This is a genomic window from Sphingomonas sp. R1, assembly GCF_025960285.1.
Lineage (GTDB): Bacteria > Pseudomonadota > Alphaproteobacteria > Sphingomonadales > Sphingomonadaceae > Sphingomonas.
In genome coordinates this window covers 1,012,252-1,036,418 of record NZ_CP110111.1, presented here as the reverse complement: position 1 = coordinate 1,036,418, position 24,167 = coordinate 1,012,252, and the positions used below count along the sequence as shown (strand labels likewise).

16 protein-coding genes are annotated in these 24,167 nt (G+C 68.0%); 11 read left to right on the top strand and 5 right to left on the bottom strand.

The features are described 5' to 3' along the window. Positions 1-27: 27 nt before the first annotated feature. From OIM94_RS04945 to rimO, 3 genes are all read right to left on the bottom strand, one after another. Complete coding sequence (locus OIM94_RS04945; protein WP_264608989.1) at positions 28-660, bottom strand: hypothetical protein; 633 nt, start codon at positions 658-660, stop codon at positions 28-30. Then, positions 657-2,057, bottom strand: coding sequence for a serine hydrolase domain-containing protein (locus tag OIM94_RS04940; protein WP_264608988.1), 1,401 nt, complete (start codon positions 2,055-2,057; stop codon positions 657-659). The genes OIM94_RS04945 and OIM94_RS04940 overlap by 4 nt, the downstream gene beginning before the upstream one ends. A gap of 61 nt (positions 2,058-2,118) precedes the next feature. Further along, positions 2,119-3,450, bottom strand: coding sequence for a 30S ribosomal protein S12 methylthiotransferase RimO (gene rimO, locus OIM94_RS04935; protein ID WP_264608987.1), 1,332 nt, complete (start codon positions 3,448-3,450; stop codon positions 2,119-2,121). A 220-nt stretch (positions 3,451-3,670) separates the two neighbouring features. Between rimO and OIM94_RS04930 the strand changes: the two genes are divergently transcribed. Both OIM94_RS04930 and OIM94_RS04925 read left to right on the top strand, forming a co-directional pair. Continuing rightward, positions 3,671-4,894 carry a sensor domain-containing diguanylate cyclase gene (locus OIM94_RS04930; RefSeq protein WP_264608986.1) on the top strand — a complete coding sequence of 408 codons (1,224 nt, stop codon included), beginning with the start codon at positions 3,671-3,673 and terminating at the stop codon, positions 4,892-4,894. 76 nt (positions 4,895-4,970) lie between these two features. After that, entirely contained in the window at positions 4,971-5,486 is a 516-nt protein-coding gene (locus OIM94_RS04925; RefSeq protein ID WP_264608985.1) for a GNAT family N-acetyltransferase, read from the top strand. 43 nt (positions 5,487-5,529) lie between these two features. Here OIM94_RS04925 and OIM94_RS04920 read toward each other — a convergent pair whose 3' ends face one another. Together OIM94_RS04920 and OIM94_RS04915 are read right to left on the bottom strand one after the other, a co-directional pair. Beyond that, positions 5,530-6,966 carry an AMP nucleosidase gene (locus OIM94_RS04920; protein WP_264608984.1) on the bottom strand — a complete coding sequence of 479 codons (1,437 nt, stop codon included), beginning with the start codon at positions 6,964-6,966 and terminating at the stop codon, positions 5,530-5,532. Between the two features lie 48 nt (positions 6,967-7,014). Next, a complete protein-coding gene (locus OIM94_RS04915; RefSeq protein WP_264608983.1) occupies positions 7,015-7,497 on the bottom strand; it encodes a peroxiredoxin in 483 nt (160 codons plus the stop codon). Positions 7,498-7,610: 113 nt separating this feature from the next. Between OIM94_RS04915 and OIM94_RS04910 the strand changes: the two genes are divergently transcribed. From OIM94_RS04910 to addA, 9 genes are all read left to right on the top strand, one after another. Continuing rightward, a complete protein-coding gene (locus OIM94_RS04910; protein ID WP_413716392.1) occupies positions 7,611-8,171 on the top strand; it encodes a YqgE/AlgH family protein in 561 nt (186 codons plus the stop codon). Between the two features lie 119 nt (positions 8,172-8,290). Continuing rightward, the gene (gene ahcY / locus OIM94_RS04905) at positions 8,291-9,709 is read left to right on the top strand and encodes an adenosylhomocysteinase (protein WP_264609835.1); all 1,419 of its coding nucleotides are present in this window, start codon (positions 8,291-8,293) and stop codon (positions 9,707-9,709) included. A gap of 266 nt (positions 9,710-9,975) precedes the next feature. Further along, entirely contained in the window at positions 9,976-13,002 is a 3,027-nt protein-coding gene (locus tag OIM94_RS04900; protein ID WP_264608981.1) for a TonB-dependent receptor domain-containing protein, read from the top strand. Between the two features lie 109 nt (positions 13,003-13,111). Then, positions 13,112-15,451, top strand: a complete 2,340-nt coding sequence (locus OIM94_RS04895; RefSeq protein WP_264608980.1) for a sensor histidine kinase — start codon at positions 13,112-13,114, stop codon at positions 15,449-15,451. Then, positions 15,448-15,906: a tRNA (adenosine(37)-N6)-threonylcarbamoyltransferase complex ATPase subunit type 1 TsaE gene (gene tsaE / locus OIM94_RS04890; protein WP_264608979.1), complete on the top strand. Its 459-nt coding sequence runs from the start codon at positions 15,448-15,450 to the stop codon at positions 15,904-15,906. The genes OIM94_RS04895 and tsaE overlap by 4 nt, the downstream gene beginning before the upstream one ends. Further along, positions 15,903-16,874: an aminoglycoside phosphotransferase family protein gene (locus OIM94_RS04885; protein WP_264608978.1), complete on the top strand. Its 972-nt coding sequence runs from the start codon at positions 15,903-15,905 to the stop codon at positions 16,872-16,874. Before tsaE ends, OIM94_RS04885 begins: the two co-directional genes overlap by 4 nt. Positions 16,875-16,924: 50 nt before the next feature. Further along, positions 16,925-17,623: a nucleotidyltransferase family protein gene (locus OIM94_RS04880; RefSeq protein WP_264609834.1), complete on the top strand. Its 699-nt coding sequence runs from the start codon at positions 16,925-16,927 to the stop codon at positions 17,621-17,623. A 109-nt stretch (positions 17,624-17,732) separates the two neighbouring features. Beyond that, positions 17,733-20,672 (top strand): double-strand break repair protein AddB, encoded by a 2,940-nt coding sequence (addB, locus tag OIM94_RS04875; protein WP_264608977.1) that lies wholly within the window; start codon positions 17,733-17,735, stop codon positions 20,670-20,672. 51 nt (positions 20,673-20,723) lie between these two features. Continuing rightward, positions 20,724-24,128 carry a double-strand break repair helicase AddA gene (gene addA / locus OIM94_RS04870; RefSeq protein WP_264608976.1) on the top strand — a complete coding sequence of 1,135 codons (3,405 nt, stop codon included), beginning with the start codon at positions 20,724-20,726 and terminating at the stop codon, positions 24,126-24,128. Positions 24,129-24,167 lie beyond the last annotated feature (39 nt).

Genomic DNA, 24,167 nt, shown 5'->3' with positions numbered 1-24,167 from the left:
GCGGCCATGGATTTTTGGGAAGCGCCTTCAGGATGCGCCGGCAGCGGCCAGCAGCTTCTTCCAGCGTGCATCGAGCTTCGTCCCGGCCTGGCCGCGCTTCACATGGCCGACCAGGGAGAGGCCGCGCAGGGTAAGGCTGTGGCCGCTCAAGAACTTGCCGGTGATGCTGTAGCCGAGATCATAGAGCGCGATGTCCTCGTGCGGTTCGCCATCCGCCAGGAAGCGGGTAACGATGACGATGGGAAGCCGCTCGTCGCCGCGGCTCGCATCCGGCAAGTTCGCATCGTTGCGCGCGCCGATCAACGCATGCTCGAACCAGCCGGCGTCGATCCGCGGCTCGCCGGTGGTCTCGGCGGCCGACAGCTTCAGCGCGGGCGGAAACAGGATGGTCTGGCTTTGCACGGTCTGGTCGGACGCCGAGGTCTTGAGCGACAATTCGTGCTTGCCCGTCTCCCCGGCAACGAGCACCAGGCGGCTCGCGCGCGTCGCCTCGCGGGAAGCGGTGGCGGCCTGTTCGGCCTTGGTCTCGCGACGATCGTTCCAGTTGCTCCAGAGGGTGAGGCCTGAGATGCCCACGGCGAGCACGGCGACCACCTCGCCGAAGGTGATCCAGCGGCGGCGGGCAGCCTTCGCCTTTTCCTGCTGCTCGGTGCTGCTCATCGCGGCATCACCAGGAACTGCTCGAACTTGCCCTCGGCCCCGGGCTCCGCATAGGTCACCGCGACCAGCGTCCGATCCTTGTAGCGGATCAGATAGTTGCGATTGACGAAGCCGCCGCGCAGCCGCGCCTTCCCGATTGCGGCGAAGGACACCGGCTCCCCCAGCGCGCCGAGGCTGTCGCGATAGTCGCCCAACGCTGTCGCATCGAAGAAATAGTTGGCATCCTCCGTCATCAGGCTGCGATCGGGCGTCCCGGCGCGCAACTGATCGAACAGCCTGCGGGCGAGTGCATCGCGCTGCTGATCGAGCGTGAGGGCGGCGGGCTGCTTGGCGACGGGCAACAGCAGGTCGGTGATGCCCTGCGCGATCGCTTCCTGCGCCCCGCCGAAATCGGCGCTCACCAGCGAAACGACGGCAAAGCGCTCTTCCGGGATCACCACGTTGCTCGACAGGAAGCCGACCGCCTCACCGCCGTGCGACACTTCCTTCTTGCCGCCATGCTCGCCCAGCGAAACGCCAAGCCCGTAGCGGGTGGGCGCACCGTCGGCGAGCTTCACCTCGGTCTCCTGCTCCGCCCAGTCCTCGGGGGTCAGAACTTTCCGGTCGATGCGGGCAATATCCCATTTCGCGAGGTCGGCGGCGCTCATCGCCAGCTCGCCTGCGGCCCACAGCCAGCCATCGGCGGCGGGCTTGGCGGGGCGGACGGGGCCGAGCGCATAGCGGTGCGTGCCCTGGGGGAAGCCCTTGCCGATCGCCTTGTCCTGGTCGATCGCCTTCATTCCCAGCGGCTTGAAGATTTTTGCTTCGAGGTAGTCGAGCAGCTTCCGGCCCGATGCCTTTTCGATGATCATGCCGGCGACGACATAGCCGGTGTTGGAATATTGCCACGCGGTGCCGGGGGCGAAATCGAGCGGCTTCTTGGCCCAGCGATCGACGATCTGCTGCGGCGTGACCGCCGTTTCCATCGCCTTGAAGCTATAGTCCTGCGGCCAATAGTCCTGCAGCCCGGCGGTGTGGCTGAGCAGCTGGCGGATGGTGATCTTGTCGGCGTCGGTCACGTCCGGCACCCATTTCGACACCTTGTCGTCGAGGCTCAGCCTGCCCTCGTTCTCCAGCAGCAGGATCGCGGCCGCGGTGAACTGCTTGGAGATCGACGCGATCTGATACTTCGCGTTCGCATCCGGACCTTTGGCGATGCCGGCCCCCTGATCGCCGTACGCCTTGGTAAACACGATCCTGCCGTCGCGCACGATTGCGATCGAGGCGGAGGGCACGCCGCTGCTCTTCAGCGCATCGGCGACGATGCCGTCGACCTTGGCGGTTTGCTCGGGCGTGAGTTGCTGCGCGGCGGCAGGGGTGGCGATCAGCAGGGTGGCGGCAAACGCAGAACGGAACATCGGGCCTCCGGAGAGATGATCCCGGAGGCTTAGCGCTGCCCGCGTTCCCTGCCAACGGCGATCAGTCCATGGGTACGCCGTAGAGGTCGTGCTCGTCGGCGTCTTCGATCAGCACGCGGACGATATCGCCCTGCTCCAGATGCCCGGCGTCGCGCAGGAAGACCTCGCCGTCGATCTCCGGCGCGTCGGCCTGGCTGCGGCCGGTGGCGCCGCCCTCGGCGTCGACCGCGTCGATGATGACCTCCAGCTTGCGGCCGATCTTGGCCTGAAGCTTGGCCGCGCTGATCGCGGCGGTATTTTCCATGATCCGGGCGTAGCGCTCTTCCTTGACTTCCTCGGGCACCGCGCCGGGGAGGTCATTGGCCGACGCACCCTCGACGGGCTCGAAGCGGAACGCGCCGACCCGATCGAGCTGGGCTTCGTCGAGCCAGTCGAGCAGATACTGGAAGTCCTCCTCGGTCTCGCCGGGGAAGCCGACGACGAAGGTCGAGCGGATCGCGATGTCCGGGGCGATCGCGCGCCAGCCGCGTAGCCGCTCGAGCACCTTGGCCTCATTGGCCGGGCGCTTCATCGCGCGCAGCACATTGGGCGCCGCATGCTGGAACGGGATGTCGAGATAGGGCAGCACCAGCCCCTCCGCCATCAGCGGGATGACCTGATCGACATGCGGGTAGGGATAGACATAGTGAAGCCGCACCCAGGGCGCGATCTGGCCGAGCTCGCGGGCGAGATCGGTCATGTGCGGCACCACCTCGCGGCCCTTCCAGGCGCGGGGCTCCTTGCGGATGTCGATCCCGTAGGCCGAGGTGTCCTGGCTGATGACCAGCAGTTCCTTGGTGCCGGCGGCGACCAGCTTCTCGGCCTCGCGCAGGATCGCGTCCGGGCGGCGGCTGACCAGGTCGCCGCGCAGCGACGGGATGATGCAGAAGCTGCAGCGATGGTTGCAGCCTTCCGAGATCTTCAGATAGCTGTAGTGGCGCGGCGTGAGCTTGAGCCCGGTGTCCGGCACCAGGTTGACGAAGGGGGAGGGCGGCATCGGCGCTGCGTCGTGCACCGCGCCGACGACTTCCTCATATTGATGCGCACCGGTGACCGCGAGCACGTTGGGGAAGCGGGCGCGGATCACCTCGGCTTCCTTGCCCATGCAGCCGGTGACGATCACCCGGCCGTTCTCGGCGATCGCCTCGCCGATTGCTTCGAGCGATTCTTCCTTGGCGCTGTCGAGAAAGCCGCAGGTGTTCACCAGCACGACGTCCGCGCCGGCATAGTCCGGCGACAGCGCATAGCCGTCCGAACGGAGCTTCGTGAGGATACGCTCGGAGTCAACCAGATTCTTGGGACAGCCGAGCGACACCATGCCCACCTTGGGGGCTTCGGGGAGTCGCGTTGCCATGATCGGATGCGCACATAGGGAAAGGCAACCGGAATTACCAGCGGCAGCACCGTGCCATGGCGGGAAGCCCGCTGCGCAATACACGTGAGGCGGACCCGCCCGTTGGGAGCGGGGCCAACAAACGTTTTACTTTGCAACGGTGAATCGGCTCGCCTGCCCAGTCGAGCTTGCATATGTGCGCTATATTGTTGGAAGCGGTCTAACGCGGACATTGTCAGGAATGCAGCAGCTGGAAATGATCTTGCATGCCGGAACGCTGATTGCCGTGAATGCGCTGATCTCGCTGCTGTCGAGCCTCGCCTTTCTACTGGCCTATTGGATCCGACCGCGCTTCGTGCCGCCGGTTAGCCTCCTTGCCTGGTGCATGGCCTATCTTGCCTTCTCCATCGGTTTCGGCGTGCTGATGCTTCCCGCCTTCGCCCTTTCGCCGCGATGGCTCGGGTTGATCGGCAATCTGCTGATCGACCTTGGTGCGGCGCTGAACGTCGTGGCGGTGGTCCTCTATCTCCGCCGCCCGCGCAGCGAGCTCTGGATCTTGGGTCCGGCCGCGGCGCTTGCGCTGGTCGAGGTCGGCTATGTGCTGTCTCACTACGAGAATATGCGCGTGATGGTTGCGCTGGGCTGCGCGGTGCGCGGTATTCTCACCGTCGGTGCTGCGACCGCCTTGTGGCAATGCGCGGACGAGTCCCGGCGGCCGGTGGCGCGGCTTGCCGCCGCCATCCATGCGCTCTGGGCCTTACTGCTGCTCAGCCGCATGCTGTGGTGGCTGTTCAACCCGGCGGCGGATGGCGGTTCCGACCCGACCACCGCGTTCGGGCTTACCTCTCGGCTGGTGCTCACCTGCGCGATCACGCCGTGCTTTCTGTGGATGCTCACGCGCCAGCTCGATGCCGAACTGCTGCGTCATGCCTCGCGCGATCCGCTGACCGGCCTCGTCAACCGGCGCGTTGTGTGGGAGCAGGGAGCGGCGCGGGCGACTCAGGCGGCGCGGCACCAGCGCCCCCTTGCAGTGCTGATGATCGATGTCGACCATTTCAAGAAGGTGAATGACGGCTGGGGGCATGCCGCCGGTGACGCGGTGCTGCGCGCCGTCGCGCAGACGCTGTCGGATACGGTCTCGCCGGGCGACGTGATCGGTCGGGTTGGCGGCGAGGAATTCCTGGTGCTGCCCGCGCAGGCGCAACGCGCCGCCGCGCTTGCCGAGCGGTTGCGTGCCGCAGTCGAAGGCCTGGCGATCGCCATCGAGAGCGGCGCAGTCCTTCGGTGCACCATCAGCATCGGCCATGCCGAGACGGCGGACGGCAGCGGCGTATGGCAATGTGCGGTGACCGAAGCCGATCGCGCGCTCTATGTTGCCAAGCAGGCGGGGCGGAATCGTGTCGTGTCGGTAACGATGCCGGCACCGCAAGCGCAGCCGGCAGGCGCCGCGACCGTGCTGGCGTGACGCCTGCGATCTTTACGGATACGTGCACGCCGCTGATAGGTTTACCGCTTCACCAGCATCCCCGGGAGATACCGTCATGACCGCGACCACTGCCGAGCCCGTCCAGCTGCCGACCCGCTCCGGGCTCATCATCGACGTGCGCACCGTCCGCCCGGAGGACGAGGCGCTGCTCCGGGATTTCTTCGATCACGTGTCGAACGAGGATCGCCGCTTCCGTTTCTTCACCGCCAGCCCCCAGCTCCAGCCGCATCAGGCAGCGGCGCTGATCCATGTCGATCACCACCAGACCGAGAGCTATCTCGCATTCACCGCCGAGGGGGAACTGGTCGGCTCGGGGATGCTCGCCTGCGACGATGCAATGGAGACCGCCGAGGTCGCGATCTCGATCCGTGCGGATCGCAAGGGGCAGGGAGTAGGCTGGAGCCTTCTCAACTATATCAGCGCCGAAGCCAGGGCACGGGGCGTGAAGCGGCTGCAGTCGATCGAGAGCCGCGAAAACCATCTGGCGATCGAGTTGGAGCGCGAGATGGGCTTTGTCGCCCGCGAGGTCGACGGCGATCCGAGCGTGGTGCTGCTCGAAACCGTGTTCTGAGCAGCAAAGGGCGCCCCGGCAGAAACCGGAGCGCCCTTTCGCATCACCGGAATGGCGGTTCGTTGAACGCGCGAAGCTTGCGGCTATGCAGCTTAGCGCCTTCGCGCCGAAGTTCCTCGCATGCTTCGATGCCGATCTTGAGATGCTCGGCGATCGCGCGCTCGTAGAAACGGTTGGCCTGGCCGGGGAGCTTGAGTTCGCCGTGGAGCGGCTTGTCGGAAACGCAGAGCAGCGTGCCATAGGGTACGCGGAAGCGATAGCCTTGCGCCGCCAGCGTCGCGGATTCCATGTCGACGCCCACTGCGCGGCTCAGCGAGAAGCGCAGCGCCGACTGCGAATAGCGCAGCTCCCAGTTGCGATCGTCCGTGGTGACGATGGTGCCGGTCCGCAGCCGCTGCTTGAGTTCGTCCTCGGACTGGCCGGAAACGGTTTCCGCTGCACGCGCCAGTGCCTGCTGCACCTCGGCGATGGCGGGGATGGGGATTTCGGGCGGCAGCACGTCGTCCATGATGTGATCGTCGCGCAGATAGGCGTGCGCCAGGACATAGTCGCCGATCCGCTGGCTGGGGCGCAGGCCGCCGCAATGCCCGATCATCAGCCATGCCTCGGGGCGAATGACCGCGAGGTGATCGGTGATCGTCTTGGCATTGGAAGGCCCGACGCCGATATTGACCAGCGTTATCCCCGTGCGGCCTTCCGCCATCAGGTGATAGGCCGGCATCTGGTGCCGCCGCCACGCACCGTCGCTGACCAGCCGGTCTGCATCCGCGGCGTCCTCGATCACGATCCCGCCCGCGCCCGACACGCCGGTGAAACGGCTGTCCGGTCCCAGCTGTGCGCAGGCCCAGCGAACGAACTCGTCGACATAGCGGTGATAGTTGGTGAACAGGATATATTGCTGGAAGTGCTCGACCGGCGTGCCGGTATAATGCTTCAGCCGGGCGAGCGAGAAATCGGTGCGCAGCGCATCGAACAGCGCGAGCGGTCGGGTCTCGTCCTGGCTGATCCAGATGCCGTCGGCGATTTCGTCGCCGATGTGCGACAGCTCGGTCGCGGGGAAATGGCGTCCAAGCTCCGTGGCCGAGATGTCGTCCAGGCTCAGGATCGTGTTGGGATCAAGCACATAAGGAAAGGGGATTTGCTGGCGCCCGGTAACCGCGTGAACCTCGACGTCATAATCCTCGATCAGGAAGGTCAGCTGCTCGGTCAGATAGTCGGCGAACATCGCGGGCCGCGTGACGGTGATGCGATAGTCGCCCGCTTCTACCAGCCGACCGAACGAGCGGCGCGGGATCGGCTTGTTGATGCCGCCGCGATAGGTGACGCGGAGTTCCGGATAGGCGAAGCTGCCGTCGGTCCGCGTTTCGGGATCCGGCGTCGTGCCATCGGTGATGTAGCGGTTGAGCGCCTGCTGCAGTCGTTCGACCGAGGCGCGATAGAGCCGATCGAGGTCGGCGACGATATCGGAAGCTTGAGTCATCTTCCATCGCTAAGCGCGGAAGATGACTCTGGCAAGTCGGCGAAACGATCAGAGCTTGCTCAGCACATATTCCGCCGAGCTGACCTCGAACGCGCCCGGCGCCTCGACGAACAGCTGCTCGACGACGCCGTCATTGACGATCATCGCGAAGCGCTGGCCACGCGTGCCGAGACCGAAGGCGGAACCGTCGAGCGTCAGCCCCAGCGCTTCGACGAAGCCGCCATTGCCGTCCGCCAGCATGGTCACCTTGTCCGAAACGCCATTGGCATCGCCCCAGGCCTTCATCACGAAGAAATCGTTGACGGCGGTGCACGCGATCTCGTCGACGCCCTTGGCCTTGATCTCGTCAGCCTTCTCCACGAAGCCCGGCAGGTGCTTGGCCGAGCAGGTGGGGGTGAAGGCGCCGGGGACCGAGAACAGCGCGACCTTGCGGCCGGCGAAATAGGCGGGGGCGCTCACCTGGTCCGGGCCCTCGGCGGTTACCTTGACGAACGTGGCGTCGGGGATGCGATCGCCGGTCTGGATCGTCATGCTGCTCTCTCCTTTGCGAATCCTGCGACCGCATGGCCGCGCCGCCTCCATCGCATCCCGCGAAACAAATTCAAGCGTGGCTCGTAGGGAGTGCAAACGATATGGTGGGGATCATGGATTCGGCGCCTTCACTGACCGGCCAGTTCCTGCTGGCCCTGCCGGGAATCGGCGACCCGCGGTTCGAGCGTGCCGTCATCGCGATGTGCGCGCACGACACGGAAGGCGCGCTGGGCATCGGCATCGGCGCGACGATCGAAGGGCTGGGCCTTCATGATCTCCTCGAACAGTTCGAGATCGATCCAGGCGACGTCCCGGATGTGCCTGTGCATTTCGGCGGGCCGGTGGAACCGCGCCGTGGCTTCGTCCTGCACTCCGCCGACTGGAGCGGGCAGGACACGATCGACGTCGCCGGGCGCTGGCAGCTTTCCGGTACGATCGACGTGCTGCGTGCCATTGCGGAGGGGCGGGGACCGAGCCGTTGGCTTGTCGCGCTCGGCTATGCTGGTTGGGGCGAGGGGCAGCTGGAGAGCGAGCTGACCCGCCATGGCTGGTTCAACACGCCCGCCGATATCGGCCTGCTCTACGACACCGATGTGTACGCACGATGGGCCGAGGGGTTTGTCGGCGCGGGCATCGATCCCCGGCTGCTTGCAAATAGCACGGGCACCGCTTGAATCTTGCCGAACGGCATATAAAGATATCTTTATATTAACATTGCGCGCCTGATCCGAAGCGGCTACGGGCGCATCCATGCGGCCGGGAGGACTCCCGGTGCGCCTGCATTTTGCTTGAACTGGAGAAGCAGCCCGTGGCTACCAACGACTATGTCATCAAGGACATCGCGCTTGCCGATTTCGGCCGTAAGGAGATCGAGATCGCCGAGACCGAAATGCCCGGTCTGATGGCGCTCCGCAAGGAATTCGGCCCGTCGCAGCCGCTGAAGGGCGCGCGCATCACCGGTTCGCTGCACATGACGATCCAGACCGCGGTGCTGATCGAGACGCTGACCGCGCTCGGCGCGCAGGTTCGCTGGGCGACCTGCAACATCTTCTCGACGCAGGACCATGCCGCAGCCGCCATCGCCGCCACCGGCGTGCCGGTGTTCGCCGTGAAGGGCGAGAGCCTGGCCGAGTATTGGGACTATGTCGGCGACATCTTCAACTGGGGTGCGGACACCGACGGCACCACCGCCAATATCATCCTCGATGACGGCGGCGACGCGACCATGTTCGCGCTGTGGGGCGCCAAGCTGGAAGCCGGCGCGACGCTGGGCGAGCCGGAGAATGACGAGGAAGTCGAGTTCCAGCGCGCGCTCAAGGCGTTTGTCGCCAAGTATCCGGGCTATCTCACCAAGACCGTGCAGAACCTGAAGGGCGTCTCGGAAGAGACCACCACCGGCGTGCACCGCCTGTACGAGATCGCCAAGAAGGGCGAGCTGCCGTTCCCGGCGATCAACGTCAACGACAGCGTCACCAAGTCGAAGTTCGACAACCTGTATGGCTGCAAGGAATCGCTGGTCGACGCGATCCGTCGCGCCACCGACGTGATGCTGGCCGGCAAGGTCGCGTGCGTCGCCGGCTTCGGTGACGTGGGCAAGGGCTCGGCCCAGTCGCTCCGCAACGGCGGCGCCCGCGTGATGGTCACCGAAATCGATCCGATCTGCGCGCTACAGGCTGCGATGGAGGGCTTCGAGGTCGTCACGATGGATGAGGCCGTGAAGCGCGCCGACATCTTCGTGACCGCGACCGGCAATGCCGATGTGATCACCGCCGATCACATGAAGGCGATGAAGCCGATGTCGATCGTCTGCAATATCGGCCACTTCGACAGCGAGATCCAGATCGCCGCGCTCTCGAACTACAAGTGGACCGAAGTGAAGCCGGGCACCGATCTGGTCGAATTCCCGGACGGCAAGCAGATCCTCGTGCTCGCCAAGGGCCGCCTGGTGAACCTGGGCTGCGCCACCGGCCACCCGAGCTTCGTGATGTCCGCCAGCTTCACCAACCAGACGCTGGCGCAGATCGAGCTTTGGACCAAGGGCGAGAACTACAAGAACGAAGTGTACGTCCTGCCGAAGCACCTCGACGAGAAGGTCGCCGCGCTGCACCTCGAGAAGCTGGGCGTCCAGCTCTCGAAGCTCAGCGAGAAGCAGGCGGCCTATATCGGCGTGAAGCCGGAAGGCCCGTTCAAGCCGGATCACTACCGTTACTGATCGTCCGGCGCGCCCGCGCTGTACGGATGGAGGCCGTCCCCGAAAGGGGGCGGCCTTTTTCATGTTCGACTAATGTGTGTGACGAACGTGTTGCACTTCGGCAACGCTATATCGGAAAGCGTGACCTTTGTGTCAGCGGCTGCATCCGGCGGCCATTTCTGTTCGTTTTCGGAAATGCGCCTGCAATCTCGGCAAAATCCCGGACGCAGCAATGGGCTCGACCGAGGGCAGGACCGTACCGAAGCGTACAGAAAAGGGGTTCGTACATGCGTCTCAATGTTTCCGGCCGGGGTGCCGGCCTGCGTCTCACGGCTTCCGTCGCCGTTCTCGCCTTCGTCCAGCTCGCCAGCCCCGCCGTCGCGCAGACCAGCGCGCCTGCATCGCAGGACGGCCCCGCCGCCGCGCAGGAGCCCGCCGAGATCGTCGTCACCGGCTCGCGCATCGCGCGTCCGGAGTTCGACACCGTGCAGCCGACCCAGGTCGTCGGCGCCGCCCAGATCGAGTCGCGCGGCTACACCAATGTCGGGCAGGCACTGAAGGAAATCCCGGCGTTCGGCCCTCCGGGCAACAGCTCGGTCGGCGCGCAGTCGTCGTTCGGCCCGTCGCAGACCTTCGTCGACTTCTTCGGCCTCGGCACGCAGCGCACGCTGGTGCTGGTCAACGGCCGCCGCTTCGTCTCGTCGAACACCGCCAGCATCTTCGGTCCGGTCAGCCCGGGTACGCAGGTCGACCTCAACAACATCCCGACCACACTGGTCCAGCGCATCGAGACGGTCGCCGTGGGCGGCGCGCCGATCTATGGCTCGGACGCGATCGCGGGCACGGTCAACATCATCCTGAAGAAGGATTATCAGGGCCTCGAGTTCGGCGGCCAGTACGGCATTTCCGAACGCGGTGATGCGCCGGAAGCGCGGCTGAACGTCCTTGCCGGCAAGAACTTCGCCGAGGGCCGCGGCAACATCGTGGTGTCGGGCGAATACAACCACACCACCGGCCTCGTCGCCAGCGACCGTGCGATCACCGCGCAGGGCAACTTCTTCGGGACGCCGCCCGCCTCGACGACCTCACAATATCGTCGTCTTCTCTATCCGCAGCAGCGCTATTCGGCATTCACCATCGGCGGCGTGCCGTTCAGCGCGGACGATTATCTCGCCAGCCGCTCGGGCATCCGCAATGCGGCCGGCCAGCTTCTCCAGTTCGGCTCGAACGGCACGCTGGTGCCGCTCGATCTCGGCACCGTGCTGCGGCAGGGCTATATCAGCAGCGGGGGCAACGGCTTCGATCTGCCGGCGCAGAGCAACCTGCTCACCAGCTCGGAGCGCTATATCGCCAGCGCCCAGCTCAATTATGAGCTGACGGACCATGTCCGCTTCTTCGGCGAAGGCTGGTACACGCACACCAAGGGCGTCAACCTGATCGATCAGCCGAATTACAATACCGGCCTGTTCGACGATGCCGGCACGCCCGACGGCAACCTGATCGTCTCGCTCAACAATCCGTATCTGAGCAGCGCCGATCGTGCGACGATCGCCGCCAACCTCCCGGCCGGCCAGAACGAATTCTATGTCGGTCGTGCGCTCAGCGACCTGACCACCGGCCGCGCCGAGGCGAACATCTCGACCTACCGCTTCGTCGGCGGTCTGGCCGGCGATTTCGGTGTCGGCAGCCGCACCTTCAACTGGGAAGCCTCGGTCAACTACGGCCGCTCGCAGACCAAGGGGCGCAACTACGAGCTGGACAACCAGAACTTCTTCAACGCGATCGACGCCGTGCGCGACGCCAGCGGCAACATCACCTGCCGTCCGGGCGTGACGAACTCGACCGCCGACACGATCAGCAAGACCTGCGCTCCGCTCAACATCCTGGGCATCGGCCAGGCCAGCCAGGCTGCGAAGGACTATATCTTCGCGATCGCCCGTCCGGTCTCGACCAACGAGCAGCTGGTGTTCAACGCCAACGTCACCGGCCCGATCGCCACGCTGTTCGGCAACGACGTCAGCATCTCGGCGGGCTATGAGCATCGTCGGGAAAAGACCTCGTTCGATCCCGGCAGCTTCTACTATGGCCAGGACAATGGCGACGGCACGCGGACCCAATATGGCCGCAGCATCCCGATCGACCCGCTGAGCGGCCGCTTCCACACCAACGAGGCGTTCGGCGAACTCGTGATCCCGTTCGTCACGGCGAAGAACGGCATCAGCTGGCTGAAGACGGCCGAATTCGACGGCGCCGCACGCTATGTCGACAACTCGCTGTCCGGCGGCGACTGGGCCTGGACCGCGGGCGGTCGTCTCGGCTTCATCTCGGACCTTACCTTCCGCGGCAACTACACCCGCTCGATCCGCTCGCCGGCCATCACCGAGGCGTTCAACCCGACCTCGCGTGCGTTCGACAGCGGCGCCGATCCGTGCGACCTCAACAACTATCAGAGCGGCCCGAACCCGGCCGTGCGCCAGGCCAACTGCCGTGCGGCGGGCATCAACTCGGCGACGTTCGTGTCGAACTACAGCAACTTCACGGTGCCGGTGACGGTTTCGGGCAATCCGAACCTGCGCAACGAAGTGGCGAACAGCTGGACGGCAGGCGCGATCATCCAGCCACGCTTTGCCAAGAGCCTGACGGTGGCGGTCGATTGGGTGGACATTCGCCTGAAGCAGGCGATCGTCTCGCTGGGCGGCGATGACATCCTGAACGCCTGCTACGATTCGGCCGACTATCCCAACAGCTTCTGCGGCCTCGTTACCCGCGATTCGAGCGGGCAGATCACCAGCATCCGCGAAGGCTATTACAATGCCTCGTCCTACGAGACGTCGGGCCTGACGGTGACGGCGGCCTATCGCCTGCCGCTGGCGCGGCTGGGCATGACGAGCAGCGGCGTTGCCGGCCTCTCGGTGAACTATTTCTACCGGGACAAGCTGGAAACGCGCGTGGGCGTGGGCGACGTCAACCATTCGGCGGGCGAGATCGGCTATCCGCGCCACTCCGGCACGGCGAACCTTACCTACGAGAGCGACCACTTCAACGCGCTGGTGCAGGCCCAGTACACCGGCAAGGGCGCCTATGATCTCGATGAGGCGCCGAACACCCGCAACATCACGGGCGTGAAGGACTGGTGGATGATCAACGCCACGCTCGGCGTTCGGGTCAACCAGCAGTTCGGGCTGAAGCTGATCGTAGACAATGTGTTCGACGTCAGCCCGCCCTATCCGGCGCCGGCGGGTGGCGGCACGACCACCTACTTCTCCGGCATCCTCGGCCGCTATGCGCGGATCGCGGCAAGCGTGAAGTTCTGATCGTCCGACGTAAAACGACCAGGAAGGGGTCCGGCGATGGCCGGGCCCCTTTTCGTTTGCACGCGGTTTCGCATAAGGATGGGGCGATGGTGGGTCGGCGTCTCTTCCGGTGATTATTCTCTCGCAGAGCAGCGCTGCGATTGCGGGCGCGGTGATCGCCTTCGTGCTGATCGCCGCGATCTGGGCGCTCTATGCCGGGCTTGCCGCACGCGCGGCGGCGCGCACCGCCTATGAACAGAACCGCCGGCTGCTGCGCTTCTCGCGCACCTCGCCCGCGCTGCCGATGGTGGTGCGTGCCGATGGCCGGATCGAGATGTCGCCGCGGCTCGCTGCCTGGCTGGGCCTGGACGGCCCGGTCGAGTCGCTTTCCAAGCTGTCGCAGAAGGATGCCGGCCTGGAGGCCGAGGACGTCGCCCTGCTCGGCGAACAGGTCGAGGCCGCGCAGCGGGCCGGCCAGTCCTTCCGCCTGTCGCTGCCGGTGCGCGGCTCCGAGCGGATGCTGCTGGTGCTGGGCGAGCGCGCCTCGGAGGCGGTGGAAACCCCCGGCAGCGTGCTCCTCTGGGTGCTCGACGCCACCGACAGCCAGGCCGAGGTCGGTTCGCTGGAGCGCGAGGCCGATCGTCTCCGCGCGGCCTTCGATGCGCTCACTGCGCTGATCGAGGCCGCGCCGATGCCGATGTGGTATCGCGGGCCCGATCTGCGGCTGCTGATGGTCAACACTGCCTATGTCCGCGCCGTGGAAGGCCGCGATGCCGAGGATGTGGTGGCCCGCGGGCTGGAACTGGTCGACGGGGCGGGGCTGGGCGGTCCGCTCGCCAATGCCGCGATCGCGCGCGACACGCAGGAGCCGCAATCGGCGGCGATGCCCGCCACGATCGCCGGCGCGCGGCGCATGCTCCGCCTGCACGACGTGCCCTTGCCGACCGGCGGCATTGCCGGCTTCGCGGTGGACATCGAGGAGCTGGAGCGCGCCCGCGGCGGCCTGAAGCGCTTCGGAGAGGCGCAGCGCGCGATGCTCGATCGCATGTCCGCCGGCGTCGCGCAGTTCGGCTCGGACCGCAGCCTGGTGTTCTGCAACCAGCCGTTCCGCCGCCTGTTCGCGATGAAGAACGAATGGTTGGCCGACCGCCCCGAGTTCGATCGCGTGCTGGAGCGGATGCGCGAGGCCCGCAAGCTGCCCGATGTGCGCGACTTCCCTGCCTGGAAGGCCGAGCGCCGCGAGTGGTTCACCGCGCCGGAGGCTGTGGAGGAAAGCTGGAGCATCGGCACCACCCATCTGCGCGTCGTCGGCCAGCCGCTGCCCGAGGGCGGCCTGCTCCTCATCTTCGAGGACCAGACCCAGCAGTTCGAGCTGCAGCGCGAGCATGGCGAGATGCAGCAGGTGCGCACCGCCACGCTGGACAGCCTTGCCGAGGCGGTGGCGGTGTTCGGCAAGGGCCGGCTGCAATTGTGGAACCGCAAGTTCCGCCAGGTCTGGGGGTTCGAGGACGGGTTCCTGGACGGGCACCCCCAGATCGGCACGCTGGTCAAGACGGCGGGGGGCAAGCTGGTCAACCCCGCGCGGGCGGAGATCATCGGCGACCTTATCCGGCTGGCGGCCAAGGATCGGCAGCAGCGCGGCTCCAGCATCACCTTCGCCAATGGCCGGCATTTCGACATCGCCGCGGTGCCGCTGCCCGACGGCAATGCGCTGGTGACGATGCTCGACACCACCGATCGCCAGCGGGTGGAGCGTGCGCTGCGCGACCGCAACGAGGCGTTGGAGGCGGCAGATCGTGTTCGCACCGCCTTCGTCGCCAATATGAGCTATGAGCTGCGCACGCCGCTCACCTCGATCAAGGGCTTCGGCGAGATGCTGCAGGGCGGTTTCGCCGGCAAGCTGAGCGCCGACGGCAAGGAATATGTCGAGGCGATCCTGATGTCGGTCGACCGGCTGGGCGGCCTGATCGACGACGTGCTCGACCTGACACAGAGCGAGGGCCAGCCGATCGAGCGCGAGACGGTGGACGTGGAGCTGGCGGCGACCAGCGCAGCGGACGTGATCGCGCCGCTCGCCAAGGGCAAGGCGATCGAGCTGGTGATCGAGGATGCCGGCACCGCCGGCGTGGTGCAGGGCGATGCCCGTCGCATCCGCCAGACCGTCGAGCATCTGCTCCGCCACGCGGTATCGCACACGCCCGAGGGCGGCCGCGTGCTGCTCCACCTCGACGGCAATGCACGGGTCGCGCGGGTGATCGTCAGCGACGACGGCCCCGGCATGGCCCCCGAGGCGGTAGCGCGGGCGTTCGACCGGTTCGCGCAGGTCGGCACTTCGCGCGGCGGGGACCGCGCGCTGGGACTGGGGCTGCCGCTCGCCAAGCAGTTCGTCGAGGCGCATGGCGGTCGGATCGAGCTGATCTCCGAGCCGGGGCAGGGGACGCTCGTCACGGTGGAGTTGCCGCGCGGATGACCGAAGACACGATCCTGCTCGCCTCGCTGGACGAGGCGCTGGCACTCGGTGCCAAACTCGCGGGCGTGGTCGGCCCCGGCGACGTCGTCGCCCTGTCCGGCCCTCTGGGAGCGGGCAAGACCAGCATCGCCCGCGGGCTGCTCGCAGCCCTGGGGCTGGAGGGCGAGGCGCCGTCGCCGAGCTTCGCGATCGTTCAGCCCTATGACGTGCCCGAGGTGCGGCTGCCGGTGCTGCATGTCGATCTCTATCGTATCGACGATCCGGAGGAGGCGGAGGAACTGGGCCTGGAGGACGCGCGGATCGATTCGCTGCTGCTGGTGGAGTGGCCGGAGCGGCTGGGCGAGGGCTATTGGCGCGATGCGCTGTGGCTGACGCTGGACGTCGCCGCGGACGGCACCCGCCGCTTGACAGCGCGCGTGCCGGCGGCATGGGAAGGCCGATGGCCGTTGACATGACTCCGCCGCTTGGCGCGCCCGCTTTTCTCGCATCCGCAGGCTGGGAAGGGGCGGATATCCTGCCCGTCGCCGGCGATGCTTCCTTCCGCCGCTATTTCCGCGTGGTCGACGGCGACCGCAGCGCGATCCTGATGGACGCGCCGCCGCCGCACGAGGATCCGCGACCGTTCCTGGACGTCGCCCGCTGGCTGAGCGGGCAGGGCTTTGCGGCTCCCGAGATCCTGCAGGAGGATCTGGCGCAGGGCCTGGTGCTCCTCGAGGATTTCGGCGACGTGCGGCTGCGTGAGACCGTCGATGCCGAGCCGGCGCGCGAACTGGGATTGTACGGCGCCGCCGTCGATCTGCTAGTGCGGCTGCATCAGGTCGAGGCGGGGGTCGCGGCGCCCTATGATCTGGCGGTGTACCAGCGCGAGGCGGGGCTGTTGGTCGAATGGTATTGCCCGGCGGTGGGGCTTGATATCGACGTTGCCGGCTATCGCGCGGCATGGGAGGCGGTTCTGGCCCCGCTTGCCGATGGTCATCGCCCGGTCACGGTTCTGCGCGACTACCACGCCGAGAATCTGATGCTGATCGAGGGTGGCGAAGGCTTGGGACTGCTGGACTTTCAGGACGCGCTGGCTGGCCATCCTGCCTATGATCTCGTCTCGCTGCTCCAGGATGCGCGCCGTGACGTGCCGGATGCGACCGAGGCCGCGATGCTCGATCGCTATCGCGCGGCGACCGGCGCGGGCGAGGCTTTTGATGTTGCCTATCATGTGCTGGGCGCGCAGCGGAACGCGAAGATCCTCGGCATCTTCACGCGTCTGTGGAAGCGCGACGGCAAGCCGCGTTACCCTTCGCTCTGCCCGCGTGTGTGGCGCTATCTCGAACGCGATCTCGCCCACGCGGCGTTGAAGCCGGTGGCGGACTGGTTCGCGGCGAACGTCCCGCCAGAGAAGCGCGGCGACCCGATGCAGGTGGCGGCGTGACCATCTATTCGCTCCGTCCGCAGCCGACCGCACCCGTGCCCAAGACCGCGATGGTGATGGCGGCGGGCCTGGGCAAGCGGATGCGCCCGCTCACCGTCACCCGGCCGAAGCCGCTGATCGACGTGGCGGGCAAGCCGCTGATCGACCATGTGTTCGATCGGCTGGGCGCGGCGGGCGTCGAGCGCGCGGTGGTCAACGTGCACTATCTCGCCGACCAGCTCGAGGCGCATCTGCGCGCGCGGGTGAAGGGCATGGAGCTGCAGATCTCCGATGAGCGCCGCCAGTTGCTGGAAACGGGCGGCGGCCTGGTGCAGGCCCGCGAGATGCTGGGCGACGCGCCTTTCCTGTGCGTCAACAGCGACAATCTCTGGGTGGACGGGCCCAGCGACGCGATCCGGCTGCTGGCGGCGCAATGGGACGACGCGCGGATGGATGCGCTGCTGCTGCTGGTGCCGCAGGCGCGGGCGGCGTGCCATCGCGGACAGGGCGATTTTCGCCTCGATGCGTTCGGGCGGATCACCGAGCGGCGCAAGCCCGGCCGCCTCGCGCCGTTCGTCTATACCGGCGTGCAGATCCTCTCGCCGCGGGTGATCCGTGACTGGCCGGAGGGGCCGTTCTCCACCAACCTCTTCTGGAACCGCGCGATGGCAGACGGTCGTCTGTGGGGCGCGGTGCATCAGGGGCTGTGGTTCGACGTCGGCTCCCCCAAGGCGATCCGCGAGACCGAACTGGCGCTGGCGGAGCTTTGATCCCCGCCGTTTCCTCCCCCTGGCGGCGGAGGAAACGGGCGGGGCGAGGTTGCGCTTGCCGGGTGAAGCCCGCTAGGGTTCCTGCTCCGTTCCCCTGACGCCGAGCCGGATGCCGCACGCCCTCCACCTCTTCACCATCCCGCCCCATCGCGCCTTTGCCGATGCGCTGGCGATCGGGCTGATCCGCCGCTTCGGCAGCGATCCGCTGCGGCTGGCACGCGGCGTGGTGCTGCTGCCGAACAACCGCGCCAAGCGGGCGATGCAGGATGCCTTTGTGCGCGAGAGCGGCGGCGGGTTGCTCCTTCCCCGGCTGGTCGCGATCGGGGATCCGGAGCTCGACGAGGCGGTATTCGAGACCGTCGGCGATGCCGAGCCGGTGCCGCCCGCGGTCGATCCCCTGCAGCGGCGGATGATCCTCGCCCGGCTGCTCCAGGCGCACGACGCGCGGCTGGATGCGGCGGAGGCGGTGCGGCTGGCGGGCGACCTCGGCACCACGCTCGACCAGTTGCTGGTCGAGGAAATCGCCCCGCAGCGCCTGCGCGAGCTGGAACTGGGGCCCGAGCTCTCCGCGCATTGGGCACGCTCGCTGGCGCTGTTCGAGATCGTGCTGACCCGCTGGCCCGCCGAACTCGCCGCCTTGGGCAGGGTCGATCTGCCCGAGCGGCGGCGGCGCCTGCTTGATCGCGTGTCCGCGCGCTGGAGGACGGCGCCGCCCGCCGGGTTCGTCTGCGCCGCCGGCATTACCACCGCCGCCCCCGCCATTGCCCGCCTGCTGCGTGTCGTGGCAGGGCTTCCGGAGGGGATGGTGGTTCTGCCCGGGCTCGCAACCGCGATGGACGACGCCGAATGGAACCTGCTGGGCCCCCACGCGGCGGACCCGGTGACCGGCCGGCGCCGCCGCAACCTAGAAACCCATCCGCAATTCCATCTCAAGCTGCTGCTCGAGCGGATGGGGGTCGGCCGCAGCGAATTTCAGCAATGGCGGGTGACCAGCGAACTCGATGCGCCGCCCGCGCGGAGCAAGGCGATCGCATCGGCGATGCAGCCGCCCGAGCTGACTCACAAATGGACCAGCCTGCCGGGTGGCGAGCGCCGGCTGGACGGTGTCCGCGCGCTCGAGCTGGCAACGCCGGCCGAGGAGGCGCAGGCGATCGCGCTGGCACTCCGCGAGGCGCTGGAGACCCCGGCGCGCACCGCCGCGCTGGTCACGCCCGATCGCGCGCTGGCGCGCCGGGTGGCGGCGCACTGCGCCCGCTGGGGGATCACGATCGACGACTCCGCCGGCCAGCCTTTGTCATTGACCCCCCCGGGGACGCTGCTGCTGGCGCTGGCGGACGCGGCCGCGCAGGCGTTTGCACCGATGCCGCTGCTGACCCTGCTCAAGCATCCGCTGGTGCAGCCGGGGGCGCGTGCCGACTGGCTCGATGGTGCACGGGCGCTCGATCTCGTCCTGCGCGGCCCGCGCCCGGCACCGGGCCTGGCGGGCGTGGATGGCCATCTGGCGGAGCAGTCCGGGCGCGACGGCGCCCTGCGCCGCGCCGCCGCGCGCTGGTGGGAGGGCGCGCGAGAGCTGGTCGCGCCGCTGGAGGCGGTGTTCGCCGGTGGCGCCCAGCCGCTCCCCCGGCTGGTCGCAGCGCTGCGCGAGGCGGCACAGGCCCTGGGCGGCGACATGCTGTGGAGCCGCGAGGACGGACGCGCGGCGGCCCTGCTGCTCGACGATCTTGAGCGCGAGGCGGCCCATGGCCCGGCGCTTGCGGAGCCGGACAGCCTCGCACCGATGCTCCGGACGCTGCTGGACGAAGTCGCCGTGCGGCCGCCGCAGGGCGGGCATCCGCGGCTCGCCATCCTCGGCCTCATCGAGGCGCGGCTGCACAGCGCCGATCTGATGATCCTCGGCGGGCTCAACGAGGGCATCTGGCCGGGCCTGCCCGCACCCGATCCGTGGCTGGCGCCGCGCATCCGGACGGAGCTGGGGCTGCCGGGGCTGGAGCGACGGATCGGCGTATCCGCACATGATCTCGCCATCGGCCTCGGCGCCAAAGACGTACTGCTCACCCGCGCCCGCCGCGATGCCAGCGCCCCGACGATCGCGTCGAGATTCTGGCTTCGGCTGGAGGCGCTGTCGGGGGGCTTGGACCGGGCAGGCGATCTTGCCGGCTGGATGGCCGCGATGGATGCGCCGCTGGCTTTCGCGCCGGTGGCTCGACCGGAGCCGGCGCCGCCCGCGGCAACGCGGCCAAGGGTCATCTCGGTGACGGAGGTCGACCGGCTCAAGGCGGACCCGTACGCCTTCTACGCCCGGCGGATGCTGCGCCTGTTGCCGCTCGATCCGGTGGATGCCGATCCCAGCGCGGCGTGGCGGGGAACAGCGGTGCATGACGTGCTGCAGAAATGGTTCGAGGAGGATGCCTGCCGTCCCGACCTGCTGCGCGCGCGCGCCGAGGCCATGCTGGCGGACACGCGCACCCATCCGCTGATCCGCGCACTCTGGCAGCCCCGGCTGATCGAGGCGATCGACTGGATCGCCGGCGAGTTGGCCGAGCAAGGCGCCAGGGGCCGCTCGGTGCTCGCCGTGGAGCGCGATGGCGCGATTGACGTCGCCGGGGTGCGGCTGCGCGGCAAGTTCGATCGCGTCGACCGGCTGGCTGACGGTACGCTGGCGATAGTCGACTACAAGACCGGGCAGCCGCCCAGTACCCGCGCGGTGAAGGCCGGATTCAGCCTTCAGCTCGGCTTGCTGGGGCTGATCGCGGAGCGGGGGGGCTTCGAGGGGATCGAAGGCACCGCGCGCTGCTTCGAATATTGGTCGATGGCCCGCAATCCGAAGAGCGGCGGCTTCGGCTTCGTCGACTCGCCCGTGGATCCGAAGAAGCGCGAGCCCGTGCCGGCCGAGGATTTCGTCGCGATCGCCGCGGAGCATTTTGCCGACGCGGCAGGCGAGTGGCTGACCGGCGATCGCCCGTTCACGGCCAAGCTGGTGCCGGAATATGCACCCTATGCCGAATATGACCAACTGATGCGCCGGGACGAATGGTATGGCCGTGATTGAGCTTTTCCGGGTGTCTGCGAAGGCTCCGACGCGCGCTGGAGTGCGCCGCGCATGAGCCGCAGCCCTGCCAAGCTCCACCCGCTCAAGGGCAATCAGAAGCGCGCCAGCGATCCAACGCGGCACATCTGGCTTTCCGCCTCGGCCGGTACGGGCAAAACGCAAGTTCTCGCGGCGCGGGTCTGGCGGCTGCTGCTCGCCGGCACCGAGCCCTCGGCGATCCTGTGCCTCACCTTCACCAAGGCCGGCGCGGCCGAGATGTCCGAACGGATCACCGGTCGCCTCGCCTATTGGGTGCGGGCCAGGGACGAGGATCTCGCCGCCGATCTGGAAGCATTGGGCGAAAGCATCGGCCCGGAGCGCCGGGCGACCGCGCGCACGCTGTTCGCCAAGGTGCTCGATGCACCCGGTGGCGGCATTCGCATCCAGACGATCCACAGCTTCTGCCAGTCGCTGCTTGCTGCGTTCCCGATCGAGGCCGGTCTGGTGCCCGGTTTTCGCCCGCTGGAAGCCCGCGAAGAGGCGGTGCTGGCCCGCGAGACGCTGGCCGAGATGCTGGTCGATGCCCGGCGTGAGGGACGCGAGCGCGTGATCGACGCGATCGGTGCGCTGTCGCTGCGGCTCGGCGAGGGCGGGGCGGAGGGCTTCCTGCAGGAATGCGCGCGCGCGGGCGACGCCCTGGAGGCATTGCCCAGCGGCATCCAGCCCTGGCTGCGCCGCGCCTTCGATTTACCCACCGGTGACATTCGAGAATCGCTCGCAACAAGCTGTTGCGATGATGAATTTGATTTGAGAACGCTACGCAATATCGCGTCGGCGAATGCTGCTTGGGGGACCGCGAGGGGGCTCGAACGCGCCGACGTGATCGCCGCATGGCTGGCGCGTTCGCCCGAGCAGCGGGCGGAGACGCTCGGGGATCTCCACCTTGTCTGGGCGACCGCCAAGGGTGATCCCCGCAGCTTCGCCAAGGGACAGGCGCCGCAGGACCCCGACTATGCTGAGGCGGCGCTGCGCCTGCACGGACGCTGCGGCGACCTGCTCGCGATGCAGGTGCGCGCCGTCTATGTCGATCTGCTCGCACGCGGGCTGGAGGCGGGGCGGGACTATGCCCGCGCCTATGCCGCCGCCAAGCGCCGGCTGGGTGCGGTGGATTTCGATGATCTGATCGGCCGCACCATCGCGCTGCTCGGCCAGCCGGGCATGGGCGAGTGGGTGCGCTACAAGCTCGACCAGGTGACCGAGCATGTGCTGATCGACGAGGCGCAGGACACCAATCCCCGGCAATGGGCGATCGTGTCGGCGATGGCCGACGAGTTCTTCGCGGGGGAGGGCGCGCGCGGCGACCGGCTGCGCACGCTGTTCACCGTGGGCGATTACAAGCAGGCGATCTTCGGCTTCCAGGGCACCGACCCGATCTTTTTCCAGGCGGCGTTCGAGCGGTTCAAGCGCCTGGCCAACATCCAGACCGATTATGAGGCGGAAGTGCGCGCGCTGGAGCAGCTCTCGCTCACGCACAGCTTCCGATCGACGCGGCCGGTGCTGGAGTTCGTCGACACCGCGCTGGGCCTGCTGCCGGAACCCGGCATGGGCCCGATGAGCGACAGTGAGCCGCATGCCAGCGAAGTGCCGGGGCCGGGCACGGTGATGCTCTGGCCGCCGGTGATCGGGGGCGGCAGCGACGCCGACGAGGAGGAATGGATCGGCGACGCCACCCGCGCGCTCGCTGCCCGTATCGCGCGGGCGATCAAGGGCTGGATCGGCACGCTGCCGCTTTCCGCCAAGGGCCGGATGCTCGCGCCGGGCGACGTGATGGTGCTGGTCAAGCGGCGCGGGGAACTCGCTTCGCTGATCGTCGCGCGGCTCTATGCCGAGGGGGTGCCGGTGGCGGGCGTCGACCGGCTGCGGCTCAACGCGCCGCTGGCGGTGCAGGATCTGCTGGCGGCAATCCGGTTCGCGCTGCAGCCCGAGGACGATCTGTCGCTGGCCTCGCTGCTTGTCTCGCCGCTGATCGGCTGGAGCCAGGAGGAACTGATGGCCGCGGCGGTGCGCGAGCGCGGCGGTCTGTGGCGGCACCTGCGCGAACGCCAGCCGGCCGAGAAGCTGGCGCCGCTCTACGATCTGCTGCGCCGGGCCGATCTCGCCACGCCCTATCGCTTCCTCGAGGAAATCCTCTCCGGCCCGCTGCAGGGGCGTCGCAAGCTGCTCACCCGGCTGGGCGAAGAGGCGCGCGATCCGATCGAGGAACTGCTGAATGCGGCGCTGACCTTCGAGACGCGCGCGACGCCGTCCCTCCAGCGCTTCCTCGACTGGTTCGATCGTGGCGATGTCGAGATCGTCCGCGATGCCGCGCAGCCGCAGCCCGCGGTGCGGGTGATGACCGCGCATGGCTCTAAGGGACTGCAGGCACCGCTGGTAATTCTGGCGGACGCGACGGTGGATCCGACGCGCAGCCCCCGCAGCTTCCTCAAATGGGCGCCGGAAGGGGAGGAGAAATTCCCGATTTTCCGCCCGCGCAGCGCCGAGCGCGACGGTGCGCTTGCCCAGGCACTGGCCGAGGCGGACGCCCGCGAGCTGCAGGAGCATTGGCGGCTCTTCTATGTTGCCGCCACGCGGGCGGAGGAGCGGCTGGTGATCGCCGGTGCACTGGGCCCGCAGGCCAAGGGCGTGCCGCCCAAGGCGAGCTGGTATGCCGCCGGCGCCGCCGCGTTCGACGCGCTGGGCGTACCGGAGGACGAGGCGGGAGTGCGGGTTTTTAACGGCGTGGTTCCGCCGGCGCCGGTCCGGCCGATGGTGGCGGCGCCGCCGTCGCTACCGGCGACGTCGGTGCCGGCGCTGCCCGACTGGCTGCATGCGCGTGCCCCGGAAGAGGCGCGGCCGCCGCGGCCGCTTGCGCCGTCGTCGCTGGGCGACGATCAGGTCGCCGATCCGCCGCCGGGGCCTGCCCTGCGGGCTGCCGCCGAGCGCGGCCGGCTGCTCCACGCGCTGTTCGAGCGGCTGCCCGGCGTCGCCTCGGATGCACGACGCTCCGCCGCGGACCGCTGGCTGGCGGGCGCCTGCGGCATCGACGATCCGGCGGAGCGCACCGCGCTGATCGATGCCGCCATGGCGGTGACCGAGGACCCGCGCTTCGCCGAGCTGTTCGGTCCCGACGCGCTGGGCGAGGCGCCGATCGCCGCCGTGGTGGCGGACGGCGTGGTGGTATCCGGCACGGTCGACCGGCTTGTGGTGCGGCCGGATCGGGTGCGTGTGGTCGACTTCAAGACCGGGCGACGCGCGCCTGCCGGGCTGGACGCGGTGCCGCCCTACCATCTGCGCCAGATGGCCGCCTATGTCGCGGCGCTGCAGGTGATCTTCCCCGATCGCGAGGTGGAGGCCGCGCTTCTCTATTCCGCCGGTCCGGTACTCTACGCATTGCCGGAGGCTCTTCTCGATCGGCACAAGCCGGGCTACGCGGGGTAGGAGCAAAGCTTGGGCTCGTGCGCTTGAGCGCGGGGCCGG

Coding starts and splice junctions, on each gene's coding strand:
- OIM94_RS04945 (WP_264608989.1), bottom strand. CDS start 660: ATGAGCAGCACCGAGCAGCAGGAAAAGGCGAAGGCTGCCCGCCGCCGC.
- OIM94_RS04940 (WP_264608988.1), bottom strand. CDS start 2,057: ATGTTCCGTTCTGCGTTTGCCGCCACCCTGCTGATCGCCACCCCTGCC.
- rimO (WP_264608987.1), bottom strand. CDS start 3,450: ATGGCAACGCGACTCCCCGAAGCCCCCAAGGTGGGCATGGTGTCGCTC.
- OIM94_RS04930 (WP_264608986.1), top strand. CDS start 3,671: ATGCAGCAGCTGGAAATGATCTTGCATGCCGGAACGCTGATTGCCGTG.
- OIM94_RS04925 (WP_264608985.1), top strand. CDS start 4,971: ATGACCGCGACCACTGCCGAGCCCGTCCAGCTGCCGACCCGCTCCGGG.
- OIM94_RS04920 (WP_264608984.1), bottom strand. CDS start 6,966: ATGACTCAAGCTTCCGATATCGTCGCCGACCTCGATCGGCTCTATCGC.
- OIM94_RS04915 (WP_264608983.1), bottom strand. CDS start 7,497: ATGACGATCCAGACCGGCGATCGCATCCCCGACGCCACGTTCGTCAAG.
- OIM94_RS04910 (WP_413716392.1), top strand. CDS start 7,611: ATGGATTCGGCGCCTTCACTGACCGGCCAGTTCCTGCTGGCCCTGCCG.
- OIM94_RS04900 (WP_264608981.1), top strand. CDS start 9,976: ATGCGTCTCAATGTTTCCGGCCGGGGTGCCGGCCTGCGTCTCACGGCT.
- tsaE (WP_264608979.1), top strand. CDS start 15,448: ATGACCGAAGACACGATCCTGCTCGCCTCGCTGGACGAGGCGCTGGCA.
- OIM94_RS04885 (WP_264608978.1), top strand. CDS start 15,903: ATGACTCCGCCGCTTGGCGCGCCCGCTTTTCTCGCATCCGCAGGCTGG.
- OIM94_RS04880 (WP_264609834.1), top strand. CDS start 16,925: ATGGTGATGGCGGCGGGCCTGGGCAAGCGGATGCGCCCGCTCACCGTC.
- addB (WP_264608977.1), top strand. CDS start 17,733: ATGCCGCACGCCCTCCACCTCTTCACCATCCCGCCCCATCGCGCCTTT.
- addA (WP_264608976.1), top strand. CDS start 20,724: ATGAGCCGCAGCCCTGCCAAGCTCCACCCGCTCAAGGGCAATCAGAAG.